The following is a 14,315-nucleotide window of genomic DNA, read 5'->3' as shown; positions in this document are numbered from 1 at the left end:
GGGGCGGGGGGGAGCGGCAGCCCGCCGGGGCGGAACCCGGGGGGGGGGGGGGGTTGCCGCCTCCCGCGCCCTCTGCGGGAGTTCAGCGCAGCTTCTCGAGCGTCGCCTTCGCATCGGCGACCAGCCACTTCTCCACGTCCTCGGCGGACGGGACCTTGCTGTCCCCGGACGACGAGGCGCTGTAGTCGCTCCAGCTCATCCGGAAGGTGAACCAGCCCTCGCGGACGTTCACCTCCATCCGGTTGAGCTCCTTGTCGGTGTCGCCGGTCTCCGTCGTCAGCCACGCCTCGTCACCCATGCCGTCGAGCCGCGTCACGACGGTCTTGGAGCCCTCGTAGTCGTAGTCCTCGTTCGACTTGGCGAGGTCCGCGTACTCGGCCGACGGGTCCGTGGCCTTGTGCCAGGTGGCGTTGTAGGTGATGTACGTGCTCGAGTACTCGTCCGTGGACTGCTTGTCCTTCAGATCGAAGCTGCAGTAGCTCTGGTCGACCGTCGGCCGCTTCGAGGAGTACTTGGTCTCGTCGTTCTTCTCGGTCCCCTTCTCGTAGCGGCCCTCGAAGGAGGACAGCTGGGCGACCGAGCACAGGTCCTTCTCGTACGCGTGCCCGCCGAAGTCACCGCTCGCCCACAGCGTGCCCGTGGCGAACAGCGTTCCGGCCCAGGCGGCCGAGGCGAGCACGACGCCGCCGATCCCCCAGGCCCAGCCGGGGATCGACTTGCGCGGCGCCGGCGTGGGCACCGGATACTGCGGCCCGAAGCCGGGCGGTCCTGCGGGCGGGCCGCCCTGCGGCGTCTGCTGCGGGAACGGCGGCGGGGCCTGCTGGGCGTACGGATTCTGCTGGACCGGAGCCTGCGGAGGCTGGGTGGACGGCTGCTGATAGGGGTTCGGCTGCGGCGCTCCGCCGGGTCCGGGTATCGAAGACATGAGGCGAATCTATCCACCGGGACCGGGAGTTCATGCGCCGGGCCGGACGCAGGTTCAACGCGTCGACACCGACACGTGGTCCACCAGCATCGGCCGGCCGGGGACCGTGCCGGTGTCGGGGCCGCCGCCGAGCTGGGCGGGCCAGTTGCCGCCCATGGCGACGTTGAGGATCAGGAACATCCCGTGCTGAGTCGCGTCCCGCCAGGCCTGCGCGCCCAACTCGTCCTCGGTGACGCGGTGATGGAGCACGCCGTCGACGTAGTACCGCACCTCGTGGGCGTCGATCTCGGCCGCGTACACATGAAAGCCGCTGCTGCAGGTGGGGCAGGAGAACGGCGGTGACTGGTGGCTCTGGTTCCGGCCGGGTACTCCCGAGTGCAGAGCGGAGTACACCTCGGGGCGGCCGTTGATCTGCTCCATCACATCGACTTCGCCCCACTGCGGCCAGCCCTGGTAGCCGTTGCCGCGGATCGGCTCGCCCATGGCCCAGAAGGCGGGCCAGTAGCCCTTGCCCGTGACGGTGTCGACCTCGGGGAGCTTGATGGAGGCCTCGATACGGAGCGTGCCGCCGGGCGGTACGGCGAAGTCGGAGCGCTGGGTCTCGATACGGGCCGATGTCCAGGTTCCGTCGGGTGCGCGCAGGGGGGTGATGGCCAGGTGCCCCGCGCCGTCCAGGGAGGAGTTCGCGGTGGAGTCGGTGTGCCGGCCGATCTCACCGGTCCCCCAGTTCGCGGCCGGGCAGCCCGGGTAGCAGTAGCCCTCGTCATGACGCCAGTCGGCGGCGGAGAGCGGACTGCCCGCCGGGCCGGTGAAGTCGTCGCGGAACACCTCGTGCCACGTGGAATGGCCGGCCTGCTGCCCGGTGGTGGCCCGCTCCGTGCTGCCCGCGCACGCCGCCACCGCGCAGAGCAGCATCACCACGGTGAGCACCGCCGGCGGACGGCACCGCCCGATGACGGTGCCGATCCGCGTGCGCGGGCGGGTGCGGGGGCGCGTGCGCAGGCGCGTGCGCAAGCGCGTGTACGGGGAGGTCACGGCGGACTACCCGAAGAGCCCGAGCCGCTGGATCTGTGCCTCGATCCGCGGGCCGAGCGCCTTCGCCGCGGTGTTGGTCAGATGCGAGTCGTCGCGGTACAGGAGGACGCCGTCCTTGACCGCCGGGCAGGTCTCGCCGTCCGGGCAGACCGTGTCGACGACGTCCACGACGTGCACGCCCGCCGGCGGGTGCTCGGCGATCAGGTCCCGGCGCAGGGCCGGCTTGGCGGGGAAGTCGCACTCCGAGGGGTCGTCCGCTCCGGACACGCAGTCCGGGATGTCCTTGCCCGGCATCGGGGTGTCCCGGAGGTAGACCACGGGTGCGCCGGTGGCCGTGAGGGCCTTGAGCGTCGGCTGCCATGCCTTGGCGAGGTCCTCGGCGGACTTCCCGTACTGGTTGAGCTCGCCGACGATGATCATCTTGGGCTTGGGGCCCTCGGCGATCCGCTTCAGGGTGTTCGCGCGCCAGGTGTCGCACTCGGTGTACTCACGGCCGAGCTGCGGGCTGTGCACGGTCATCTTGGCGGCCGGGCAGCCCATCTTGGTGAGGTCTTCGAGCGCCCAGCCGTGCTGCTGCGCGATGTCCTGGGCGACCGGGAACCACTGGTCGGCGTGCGAGTCGCCGAACAGGACGACACGGTCCTTCGACCCGGTGTGCGCGAACAGGCACTCGGGGCTGGTCGTCCCGTCCGGAGCCACTTCGCACTTGCCCGACCGGGGGTAGTCGGTGGAGGCGTCGAGCGGGCTGGGCACGAGGCCGCCGGTCACCGGGTCGGTGATCAGGTGGGAGCCGCTGGTCGCGCCGATCAGCTGCAGATTGGTCAGACCGCCCGTCAGCTCGCGCAGCGAACCGCTGCCGACCGCGAGGGCCGCGACGAGCGGGAGGACCGTGGCCGCGAGTCCCAGGTTGAGGCTGGGCCGTGCGCCCTGCCGCAGCGCCTTCGCGTACCGCAGCGGTCGCTCCACGTACCGCATGGTGAGCCACGCGGGCAGCAGACTGGCCACGCCCAGCGCGGTCTTGACCGGCCAGGGCTGCTCGCCGGCCGCGGCGTCGACGAGGACGATCACGGGCCAGTGCCACAGGTACCAGGCGAACGAGAGCTGACCGAGCTTGCGCATCGGCCGCAGGGACAGCGCCCGGCCGATCACGCCCTGCGGTCCGGCCGCGATCAGCGCGATCGCGCCGAGGGTCGGCAGCACGGCGGCCCAGCCGGGGAACGGGGTCGTGGAGGTGAACAGCACGACGGAGGCGACGACGGCTCCGGCGCCGAGCACACCGAGCGTGTGCGCGGTGAGCCTGCGGCGCGGTGCCCACGCGACCAGGGCGAGCAGCCCGCCGAGCCCGAACTGCCAGGCCCTGGTGGGCGAGGCCATGTAGGCGAGGCTCTGGTTGAGCTGCGTCCAGTACAGGCTGAGCGCGAAGGAGGCCACGGTCACCACGAGCAGCACCGGGGCGATGCCGCGGCGGAACCTGCGGGCGAGCAGCCACAGGAGCGGGGCGAGCAGCAGATAGAACTGCTCCTCGACCGCGAGCGACCAGAAGTGGAGCAGCGGGCTCTGGCTCTGCCCGGCCGCCATGTAGTCGGTGTTGTGCGCGATGAACCGCCAGTTGGCCATCGAGAACGCCGAGGTGATGGCGTCCCAGGCCACGTCGGGACGGCGCAGCGGGGTCAGGATGAACCAGCTCGCGAGCAGGGTCGCGACGAGCACCAGCGCGGCGGAGGGCAGGATGCGCCGGGCACGGCGTGCGTAGAACTCCGCGATGCGGACGCGACCGGTCTCCCGGATCTCCTTGACGAGCAGCCCGGTGATCAGGAATCCGGAGATGACGAAGAAGACGTCCACTCCGGTGTAGCCGCCGGTGAAGTACGGGATACCGGCGTGGAATCCGACGACGGCGAGGACGGCGACGGCCCGCAGTCCCTCGATGTCTGTTCTGAACTTCATTTGGTGAGCCAGGTGATCATGGGGTCGGCCCAGCCGGTGGCCAGGAACGCGATGAGGACGAGGACCGAGGTGATGGCGAGCCCGCTGGGCCAGCTCTGCGAGTGGTTCATGCTGCTTCCTTGGCGAGGAGGGGATTGCGGGCGAGGGCCGGGGACGGGCGCAGGGTGAGCAGCGCCTCACGGATGACGGGGCCGGTGATGGCCACGTACGAGAGGACGAAGACCATCGATCCCCAGACGTGCGCCAGACCGCCGTTCACGGATGCGTAGGCGGCGCCCGCGATGAGGCCCAGGTTGACCAGGGAGAACCAGACGACCGCGACCTTGCTGATGGTGTGCGCGAGCGGGTTGCGCTTCTTCGCCGCACCGGTCGGCACCCATTCGCTGTGCCGTCGCTTGAGCAGATGCAGGAACGCCACACCGTGGGCGACGCTGAACAGGGTGGTGCCGCGCAGCGCGTCGAAGCGCCAGCGGGTGGTGGCCACCGACGGCAGCAGGACGAGGAAGACCCAGGCGGGCACGAGCAGCGGAAGGACGTGCCAGGCCCGGATGTCCCCCGGCGCGAACCAGTACATGATCATCATCGGCAGCGGCATCACGTACACGTTGATGGCGCCGGCGATGTAGTTGGCGAAGCCGCTGAAGTAGGCGGCGCGGGCGCGCCAGGACATCTTCATCCGGTAGAAGTCGCGCTTCACCATGAGCTGCAGATTGCCCATGCACCAGCGGTACTGCTGGTTGACGGCGGCCGAGAGGGTGTCCGGAGAAAGACCCTTGGCGATCTGTACAGGGATGTAGCGGGTGGCGAAGCCGTGCTGCGCCATGGCGATCGAGGTGTACATGTCCTCGCTGTGCTCCATCTTCGCGAACCCGTCGGTGATCCGGAGCGCGGAGCGGCGGTACACGGCGTTCGAACCGCAGCAGATGGAGGCCGACTCGGCGTCGCGCGAGGGCATCAGCCAGCGGAAGAAGATCTCCTGCCAGGCGCCCGACGCCCGCTCGATCCAGGACAGTTCACGTCCGGTGTCGAAGACGTGCGGGCTCTGCACGATGCCGACGCCCGGGTCGTCGAAGTACGGCATGAGGTGGTGCAGGAAGTCGGGCCGCGGGCAGAAGTCGGCGTCGAAGATCGTGACGAACTCGCCGTCGCAGTGCTCCAGGCCGTAGTTGAGGTTGCCGGCCTTCTTCAGGTACCCGCGGTTGGGGCGGCTGCGGTACTCGAAGCCGAACTCCCCGGCGAGGGTGCGGACTTGGTGCGAGCCGGAGTCGTCGAGGACCCATACGCGCAGCGGTCCGGTCCAGTCGAGCCGGGAGACGTGGTGGAAGGTGTTGCGCAGCACGTCGAGGGGTTCGCCGCACGAGGGCAGGAAGATGTCGACGCTCGGCGGGTCCGCCGGCGCCCAGCCGCGCAGCACGGCTTCATGGCCCTCGCGGGTCACCCGCCGCCTGCTCTGGCCGTCCATGCTCGCGAGGAGCCAGGCCACGGAGTTGAGGGCGAGGATGCCCATGAAGCCGTAGAGCACCGGGGCCCGCAGCGCGAAGAGGAACAGCGTCACGGCGCCGAAGACGTAGGAGGCGGACATGCACAGCAGGACCCAGCGCCGCTGAGGCCCGAGATAGGCGTACACCTCCTGGTCCGTCGGCGGCGCGACGATGCCGCCGGGCGGAGACAGGGTTCCGCTGGTGCCCATGGTCTTTCCTTCGGTGTCAGGTGGAATGCCGGTGAGCCGGTGGCCGGTTTGCCGGTTTCCGGTTGCCGGTTGCCGGTTGCCGGTTGCCGGTTGCCGGTTGCGGCGGGATGCCGAAATGTGCTGCGGGCACAGAGAGGCCCAGTCGATTATGGGGAATGCGACGGGCCGGAAAAGGCCGGAGATCCCCCGGTTCGGGACCCGGAAATGCGGGCGCACTCATTCTGGCCTTGCGAATTTATCCCGCTCCGACGCGGCTCTCACGGAGAATTTACGGACCTTGGTCCCGGCATTCCCGGCCGTAAGGACGACAGGACCTCAGAGCACGCCCCGCCCTCCGGCCGATACCGCGCGCACCGCGGGCTGCCTAGCCTGGAGTGTCGCCCGTGTTCCGCGAACCGACCCAGAAAGTCCGGCCCCATGAAGCCTCTGCGTACCGTCGCCATCCCCCTGACCCTGGGGGCGCTCCTCCTGGGTGTCGCCGGCTGCGGTGCCGGCGCTTCGAACGCCGCCGGCTCGATGAACGCCGATACGGCGAGCTCGGACGCGTACAACATAAAGCCGCTTCTGCACCCCGACAAGAAGTATCTGGGAATGGCCGCAGACGGTATTCCCGGTTCACTCAAGCCGGTGGACGAGTTCTCGAAGGCGGCCGGGAAGAACCCCAACCTCGTCGGGTACTTCGTCGCCTGGAACACTCCCTTCAATTCCGCCGAGGCCAAGGACATCTGGGCCAAGGGTGCGCTTCCCTTCATGAACTGGGAGCCCTTCGACGCCTCACTCTCCTCCATCGCGGCGGGCAAGAGCGACGCGTACATCCGCGACTACGCGAAGAACGTACGCAAGCTCGACGTCCCGATCGCGATGACCTTCGGGCACGAGATGAACGGCAACTGGTACCCGTGGGGCTCGGGCAAGGCCTCCGCCAAGGACTTCGTGGCGGCGTGGAAGCACGTGCACGACCTCTTCAAGGACGAGGGCGCGAGCAACGTCATCTGGACCTGGAGCGCGAACATCACGCTCCCGGTGCCGGACGTGAAGCTGAAGCCGTACTGGCCGGGCGACGACTACGTCGACTGGGTCGGCGTCGTGGGCTACTACGTCAAGAACGGGCCCAGCACCTTCAAGTCGCTGTACGGCTCGACGATGGACGAGATCCGGACCTTCACGCAGAAGCCCTTCCTCATCCCCGAGACGGGGTCCGAGCCGGGCAGCCGCAAGGCCTCCGACATCAACAGCCTGTTCCAGGGCGTCGCCTCGCGCGACGATGTGCTCGGCTTCATCTGGTTCAACATCAACAAGGAGAGCAACTGGCGCATCGACAGCGGCCCTCAGGCGGAGAAGACTTTCCGTACGAATGCCGCGGACGACGCGTTCGGTTTCAATCCGAGCGACGTGCACTGACGCAGGGACGCATCGGGGGGCATCGGGGGCGCATTTCCTCCCTAACTGAACAGAGGCTTCGTGGGATTGAACGATCGAAACGTTCAACTCTGCTCGATCTATTGAGCGTTTGAACGAATGCGTGCTAGAAACCGCTTGCTCCTGCCCCCAGTCGTACGTCCCTCCGGAGTTCTCCATGAAGACGTCCTGGTCCCGCCGCGGTTTTCTAGCAACCAGCGGCGGCACTGCGCTAGCCCTCGGTCTCACCGGTACGTCCACCGCCGGCAGCGCACAGGCGCTCACCGGCGAGGCCACCGCCGACGACTTCGCCGCGCTGCGCGCCAAGTGGCGGACGCTGATCCTCGGTGAGGGCTTCAGCCCGACCGCGGAGCCCTTCAAGTCGAAGCTCGCCACGCTCGGCACGAACGCCAAGGCCAACTGGGACACCATGGCCCCGGCGGACGGCTCGCTGTGGCCGGGCATGGTCTACAAGGACCCCGAGCCGGACACCGACCAGGAGTCGTACGGCTTCTCCGGCCAGATCCAGTCGAGCTTCGGCAAGCTCTTCACGATGGCCGAGGCGTACGCGCAGCCCGGCTCGGGGCTGACCGGTGACGCCGGGCTCAAGGACGCGGTGATCGCCGGCGTCGAGCATCTGTACACGCAGGTCTACAACGAGAACCAGGCCCGCTACGGCAACTGGTACAACTGGCAGATCGGCGCCCCGCAGTCCCTGATGGACATCGCGGTGCTGCTCTTCGAGCACTTCACGGCCGAGCAGATAGCCAAGTACTGCCGGGCCGTGGACCACTTCGTGCCCGACTCCGTGATGGACAAGTACACGGGCACGTCCACCGGCGCCAACCGCGTGGACCTGTGCCGCGCGATGATCCTGCGCGGTGTCGTCGGCGGCAGCGAACAGAAGATCACGCTCGGCCGTGACTCCCTCTCCCCCGTCTTCCCGTTCGTCACCACGGGCGACGGCTACTACGCCGACGGCTCGTTCATCCAGCACACCTCGATCCCTTACATCGGCGGCTACGGCGCCGTGCTGAACGACGGGCTCGGCCGGCTCTTCGCACTGCTGCGCGACTCGGCCTGGCAGGTGGCCGACCCGGGTGCGCAGCAGTTCCTGGACACGGTCGAGCGGGCGATCGCACCGTTCGTCTACAACGGCCTGATGATGGACAACGTGTCCAGCCGTGGCGTCACCCGCGGTCTGGTCGCGAGCGACCCCTTCCAGCTGCCGCAGGACGACCACAACCGCTCGCACGGCGTGATGGGTTCGATCGTGCTGCTCGGCAAGGGCGCGAGCCCCGAGCAGCAGGCCCGCTGGAACGCGATGGTCAAGGGCTGGATGCGCCGCGACTACTACGGCACGGCCCTGGAGAACCCCAAGCTCAGTCTGCTTCGCACCTCGCAGTTGTACGAGCTGGAGGCGGACGACTCCATCAAGCCGGCCCCCGAGCCGGTCGAGCACCGGGTGTTCCCGAACATGGACCGGCTCACGCACCGCCGCCGCGACTGGGCGGCCTCGCTCAGCATGGCCTCGACCCGGATCTCGCACTACGAGACCGGCAACGGCGAGGGCCTCAGGATGTGGCACACCGGTTCCGGCTGGCTGCAGTGGTGGGGCTCGGACCACGGCCTCGAGCAGTACGCGGACCACTACTGGCCCACCGTCGACCCGTACCGACTGCCCGGCATCACCGTCTCCAAGAAGCCGCTGACCGACGGCCAGGGCGGCGACTGGGCGGGCCCGAAACCGGACTTCGCCTGGGTCGGCGGGGTGACGGACGGCGAGTTCGGCACGACGGGCCAGCGGCTGCGCGGGATCTTCTCGACGATGACCGCGAAGAAGGCCTGGTTCTGGCTGGACGACGCGGTCGTCTGCCTCGGCGCCGGCATCACCTCCGCCGACGGCGCGGGCGTGGAGACGGTGGTCGACAACCGCAACCTCGGTGCTTCGGGCGCGCCCCGGCTGCTGCTCGACGGCCGCCCGCAGCCCACCACGCAGGGCTGGAGCACCCGGCGTTCGGGCACGAAGTGGGCCCATGTCGCCGGGCACGCCGGCTATGTCTTCCCGGGCGGCACGACCCTCAACGCGCTGCGCGAGGAGCGCACCGGTGCCTGGAAGGACATCAACCGAGGCAGCTCGCCCAAGGAGTTCACCCGGCGCTACCTCACGCTGTGGCAGGACCACGGCACCGACCCTGCCGACGCCGCGTACGCATACGTCATGCTGCCGGGCGCGAGCGTGGCCCGCACCGCCGCCCGCGCGCTCGACCGCGACTGGCTGGAGATCACCGCGAACTCCCCGCAGCAGCAAGGGGTCCGGGTCCCGTCGCTCGGCTTCACCGGGGTGAACTTCTGGGAGGCCGGGACCGTCGGCAAGGTCACGGCGAGCGCGCCCGTGTGCGTGCAGATCCGTGAGAAGCGCGACGGCACCGCGACGATCTGCGTCTCCGATCCCACCCGTACGGTCACCAGTCTCACGCTCACCTGGAAGCGGCCGGTGAGGTCGGTGACGAGCAAGCCGGGCACCGTGACCTCGGTGGAGACGGGCCGCGAGCTGAAGCTCACCTTCGGTGATCTGAGCGGCAGTTACGGCGCCACGCACAAGGTGCAGGTGCGCACCGTCTGAGCAGCGAGGCCGGACACGAACCCTTGTGACGCGTGGTGGCGTCGGTGTACATCGAAGTACGCCGACGCCACCGCGCTCTGTACCACCCGGCCCCTCCTCCTCGCCTTCCCCTCACCCTCCCCTCCTCCTCGCCTTCCCCTCGCCTTCCCCTCCTCCTCCCCCTCCGGAGACCGCAATGACGCGATCCTGGTCCCGCCGTACCCTCCTCGCCGCCACCGGCGCCGCATCGCTCGGCGCGTTCGCACTGGGCACCCCGCTGTTCGCCGGGGTCGCCCACGGCGCCACGGAGCACGACACCCTGCGCGCCAAGTGGCGGACGCTGCTGCTCGGTTCGGGCTTCAGCCCGACCGCCGAGCCCTTCAAGTCCAAGCTCGCCGAACTGGGTACGAGCGCGAGCGCCCACCGCGCGAGCATGGCCCCGGCCACCGGCTCGCTCTGGCCCGACCTGGACTTCGCGGACCCCGAGCCGGACACCGACCAGGAGTCGTTCGGCTACTCAGGGCGTATGGCCGAGAGCTACATACGGCTGCACACCATGGCCCAGGCGTACTGCCAGCAGGGCACGGGCCTGACGGGGGACGCGGCGCTCAAGACGGCGATCCTCACCGGGCTCGACCACCTCTACGCGCGGGTCTACAACGAGAACCAGACCCGCTTCGGCAACTGGTACAGCTGGCAGATAGGCGCCCCGCAGGCGCTGCTCGACACCTGCGTCCTGATGTACGAGCACCTCTCCGCGACGCAGACAGCCAACTACTGCCGGGCCGTGGACAAGTTCGTCCCGGACTCGGCGGTCGCCAACTACACGGGTACGTCCACGGGCGCGAACCGCGTCGACCTGTGCCGTGTCCTCATCCTGCGCGGCGTCGTCGGCGCGAACTCGGCGAAGATCGCGCTCGGCCGGGACGCGCTCTCGCCCGTCTTCCCGTACGTCACGGGCGGCGACGGGCTGTACGCCGACGGCTCGTTCATCCAGCACACCACCGTCCCGTACACCGGCAGTTACGGCTCCGTGCTGCTCGGCGGGCTCGGCATGCTCTTCGCGCTGCTCGCCGGATCGACCTGGGCCGTCACGGATCCGAAGCGGCAGATCGTGTTCGACGCCGTGGAGAACGCGTGGGCGCCGTTCCTCTACAACGGCCTGATCATGGACAACGTGTCCGGGCGCGCTATCAGCCGTGGTATCTCCGCCACCGACCCCAAGGCGGTGATGCAGAACGACCATCTGCGCGGCCACTCGATCCTCGCCTCGATCGTGCTGCTCGCGGAGGGTGCGAGCGCCACGGAGAAGGCGCGCTGGCGTGGTCTGGTGAAGGGCTGGATCCAGCGCGACTACTACAGTCCCCCGCTGCAGAACCCGTCGATGAACGTGGTGAGCCTGTCGCGGCTGCACGCGGTCGTGAACGACTCCACCGTGACCCCGCTCGCCGAGCCCGCCGGCCACCGGCTCTTCCCGAACATGGCCCGCGCGACGCACCGCAGACCCGGCTGGGCCGCGTCGCTCAGCATGGCGGACAAGCGGATCACGTACTACGAGACCGGCAACGGGGAGAATCTGCGCGGCTGGCACACGGGCTCCGGAATGCTGTACTGGTGGGGCTCCGACTACGCCAACGGGCAGTACAGCGACGCGTTCTGGCCGACCGTCGACCCGTACCGCCTGCCGGGCATCACGGCCTCGCGCAAGGTGCTCGCCGACGCGGCGGGCGGCGACTGGGGTGCGTCGATGCCGGACGTCAACTGGGTGGGCGGGGCGACGGACGGGCAGCGGGCCTCCGTCGGCCAGTACCTCAGGGGTCTGCAGTCCACGCTGATGGCGAAGAAGTCGTGGTTCTGCCTGGACGACGCCATCGTCTGCCTCGGCGCGAACATCCAGTGCACGGACGGCGCGGTCGTCGAGACGACGGTGGAGAACCGTAATCTCGGCCCGACCGGTAACCACGGCTTCACCGTCGACGGCACGCTCAAGCCGGCCACGTACCCCTGGTCCGAGACGCTGACCGGCGCGAAGTGGGCACACATCGGCGGGCACGGCGGCTATGTGTTCCCCGGCGGTGCGACGCTCAAGGCGCTGCGTGACTCCCGCAGCGGCAAGTGGAGCGACATCAACAGGGGCGGCTCGACGACCGCCCTCAACCGCAAGTACCTCACCCTGTACGCCGACCACGGCTACAACCCGACCGACGCCTCGTACGCGTATCTGGTGATGCCGGGCGCGACCACGGCCCAGACCTCGGCCCGGGCGGCCGACACCGCCTGGCTGCAGACCCTCGCCAACACGGACGACCAGCAAGGCGTACGGGTGCCGGCGCTCGGGTTCACCGGGGTGAACTTCTGGTTCGGCGGGACCGTGGGGGCGCTGACCGCGAGCGCACCGTGCAGCGTGATGATCACGGAGAAGTCCGACGGTACGGCGGTCATCTGTGTCAGCGATCCGATGCGGATGCAGACCGCCCTGACACTGACCTGGAACCGGGCCGTCGCGTCCGTGACCGCCAAGCCGGCGACCGTGACCTCGGCGACCACAGGGGCCCAACTGAAGCTGGTATTCGGCAACTTGAGCGGGACGGCGGGCGCCACGCAGAAGATCACGGTGAAGCTGGGGTGACCTCGTCGCCGGGCCCCTTCCCGGCAGGAGCCTGGGCGACAGTCACGGCATGAGTAGGCGTACTCATGCCGTGCGCGGCCGTGCGCGCGACCATGCTCCCAGGACCGGCCGGGCTCGAAGGGGGCGCCATGGGCAAGGTGTTGGGGGCATTCGCCATCGCGGGAGCGGCAGTGCTCGCGCTCGTCATCGCCTACGCGGTGGGGGCACCGCCCGGGCTCGTGCTCGGTGTCGGGGCCGCCGTCCTCGGGCTGCTCTGGCTGCTTCTGCTCCTCACCGCGCCCTGGAACCTCTACTTCCGGGCGCACTCCGTCCTCGCCGAGATCGCGATCAGCCGCGAGAAGGGCCTCGCGGTCCCGAAGGAGCGGGACACCGAGGCCCGCCGGATCGCCCGCATGATGCTCCGGGTGGCCGTGGCGGGCCATGTCGTGACGGCCGCCGTGGTGCTCACCGCGGGCCTGTTCGCCGGCCGGGCCGTCGGCTACTGGGCCGCGGGCTTCTTCCTCCTGAGCACCGCGTTCCGGCCCGCGGGCGCCTACTTCGCCCAACTGCGCGGCCGGCTGGGCCGGTTGCTGCGCGATGTGACCTTCCCGCGCGACGACGTGGCGGAGTTGCGGATACGGGTGGACCGCGCCGTAAGCGGAATGAAGCTGCTCGAGGAGAAGACCGAGGAGCAGTACCGCGCCCTCGCCCAGCTGCGCGGCACCGTCGACGCCCTGGGGCACTCGGTCCACCACCGCGCGGACGAGGCGGACCGCCGCTCCGCGGAGCTGGCCCGGGAGTTCGAGGAGAAGGTGAACCGGCTGTCCGACAACGAGGAGCTGATCGTCGGCCTGAAGGCGTTCCTGCGGCTGCTGAAGGGGGAGGCCGCCGCGGTGGAAGGGCCGGCGGTGCGCTCCTGAGCACACCCGGACGGCCCGTGTGGAAGCATGCCGTCCATGTCCACCGATCCCATACACGGAGCTGCCGCTCAGCGCGCGGCCCGGCTCGTCGCCGCACTCGCGGCTCCGCTGGAGCCCGGCTCCGCCGACGCTCCCGTCGTCCTGCACACGGCCGGGGGCAGGCTGGTCGTGCAGCGTTCCGACACCCAACTCGCCCTGCTCGACCCCGCGTCGGGCGACGTGGTGCGCTTCCCCGCCCCGTGGCCGCGCCCCTTCGGCACGACGGCCGTCTCCCCCGGCGCCGGCATCGCCGTGTTCGCCGGCCTGCACGCGCTGCGGGCCGTGGACGCGACGGGGGCCACGCTCTGGGAGGTGCGGCACGCGTGCTGGGGCGGTGAATGCCCTCAGCTGCACGAGGAGTTCGCCGAGTACGCCGACGACACCGGCGAGGACGGCGAGCACGCGTACCCCGACAGCGGCTCGGCCGCCTTCTGCGCCGACGGCAAACTCGTCTGGGCCCATGTGCGCGGCCCGCTCGCGAGCGACGGGGAGGATGCGGACGAGGACGAACTGTGGCTGGTCCTCGACGCCGCCGACGGCCGGGTCCTCGGCCGCGTGAGCACGGGCACCATGGCCTCGGGTTCGTTCCACACCGTGCACCCCGACCCGGCGCAGATGGGTCTGAGCATCGGCGAGGGCGAGGAGGGGTCCCCCGCGCTGTGGGGGCGCTTCGAAGGCGGTGCCCTGTCCGTGCGGAAGATCGACGACGAGACCGTGCTCCTCGACGTGAGCCCTTCGGGCCGCCACCTCCTGGCCACGGACGTCCAGCAGGACGCTCTGTATGTGCACGCGGCCGACGACGGCGCGATCCTGCGCGACCTGGACGCGGCCGACGCCGTGCCGGAGCTCGGCACCGGGGGCCGGGTGTACTGGGATTTCGAGGCCTCGTTCACCGATGAGGACACCGTGGTCGCGGGCACCACGGCAAGCGATGCCGGACATGGTCCGGCACGCCACTGGCTGGTCGGCACGGACGACATGGCCGTTCGGGCCCGGATCAGCTATCCGCAGCCGGTCTCCGGACCGGTCCGGCCGGCGGGCGAGGGCACCTGGTACACCGTCTCCGAGGACGGATCGGCCGTGTCCGTATGGGAGTTGGCCGAGCAGGACTGACACATGGCGCGGCCCGCCGGTCCGAGGACCGGCGG

Annotated in this window: 9 protein-coding genes; 5 read left to right on the top strand and 4 right to left on the bottom strand. The window is 69.8% G+C overall.

The genetic code is table 11. The annotated features are described in order from the left end of the window. Positions 1-82 precede the first annotated feature (82 nt). From JAO81_RS24660 to JAO81_RS24645, 4 genes are all read right to left on the bottom strand, one after another. Positions 83-925, bottom strand: coding sequence for a hypothetical protein (locus JAO81_RS24660; RefSeq protein ID WP_199550104.1), 843 nt, complete (start codon positions 923-925; stop codon positions 83-85). Between the two features lie 54 nt (positions 926-979). Next, positions 980-1,939 (bottom strand): family 16 glycosylhydrolase, encoded by a 960-nt coding sequence (locus JAO81_RS24655; protein WP_199550103.1) that lies wholly within the window; start codon positions 1,937-1,939, stop codon positions 980-982. 27 nt (positions 1,940-1,966) lie between these two features. Beyond that, entirely contained in the window at positions 1,967-3,907 is a 1,941-nt protein-coding gene (locus JAO81_RS24650; protein ID WP_199550102.1) for an acyltransferase family protein, read from the bottom strand. A 106-nt stretch (positions 3,908-4,013) separates the two neighbouring features. Continuing rightward, positions 4,014-5,597: a glycosyltransferase gene (locus JAO81_RS24645; RefSeq protein WP_233415858.1), complete on the bottom strand. Its 1,584-nt coding sequence runs from the start codon at positions 5,595-5,597 to the stop codon at positions 4,014-4,016. Positions 5,598-6,014: 417 nt separating this feature from the next. On the opposite strand from JAO81_RS24645, the gene JAO81_RS24640 reads away from it, so the two are divergent. The 5 genes from JAO81_RS24640 (at position 6,015) to JAO81_RS24620 (ending at position 14,280) form a co-directional block, all read left to right on the top strand. After that, positions 6,015-6,998 carry a glycoside hydrolase family 26 protein gene (locus tag JAO81_RS24640; protein WP_199550101.1) on the top strand — a complete coding sequence of 328 codons (984 nt, stop codon included), beginning with the start codon at positions 6,015-6,017 and terminating at the stop codon, positions 6,996-6,998. A 175-nt stretch (positions 6,999-7,173) separates the two neighbouring features. After that, a complete protein-coding gene (locus JAO81_RS24635; RefSeq protein ID WP_199550100.1) occupies positions 7,174-9,621 on the top strand; it encodes a polysaccharide lyase 8 family protein in 2,448 nt (815 codons plus the stop codon). 175 nt (positions 9,622-9,796) lie between these two features. After that, the gene (locus tag JAO81_RS24630; protein ID WP_199550099.1) at positions 9,797-12,229 is read left to right on the top strand and encodes a polysaccharide lyase 8 family protein; all 2,433 of its coding nucleotides are present in this window, start codon (positions 9,797-9,799) and stop codon (positions 12,227-12,229) included. A gap of 128 nt (positions 12,230-12,357) precedes the next feature. Continuing rightward, complete coding sequence (locus JAO81_RS24625) at positions 12,358-13,128, top strand: hypothetical protein (protein ID WP_199550098.1); 771 nt, start codon at positions 12,358-12,360, stop codon at positions 13,126-13,128. Positions 13,129-13,164: 36 nt separating this feature from the next. Further along, the gene (locus tag JAO81_RS24620; RefSeq protein ID WP_199550097.1) at positions 13,165-14,280 is read left to right on the top strand and encodes a hypothetical protein; all 1,116 of its coding nucleotides are present in this window, start codon (positions 13,165-13,167) and stop codon (positions 14,278-14,280) included. Positions 14,281-14,315 lie beyond the last annotated feature (35 nt).

This window comes from Streptomyces sp. N35 (genome assembly GCF_016464295.1).
Classification (GTDB): Bacteria; Actinomycetota; Actinomycetes; order Streptomycetales; family Streptomycetaceae; genus Streptomyces.
The sequence above is the reverse complement of the archived record's forward strand: the minus strand, read 5'-3'. Positions and strand labels throughout refer to the sequence as shown.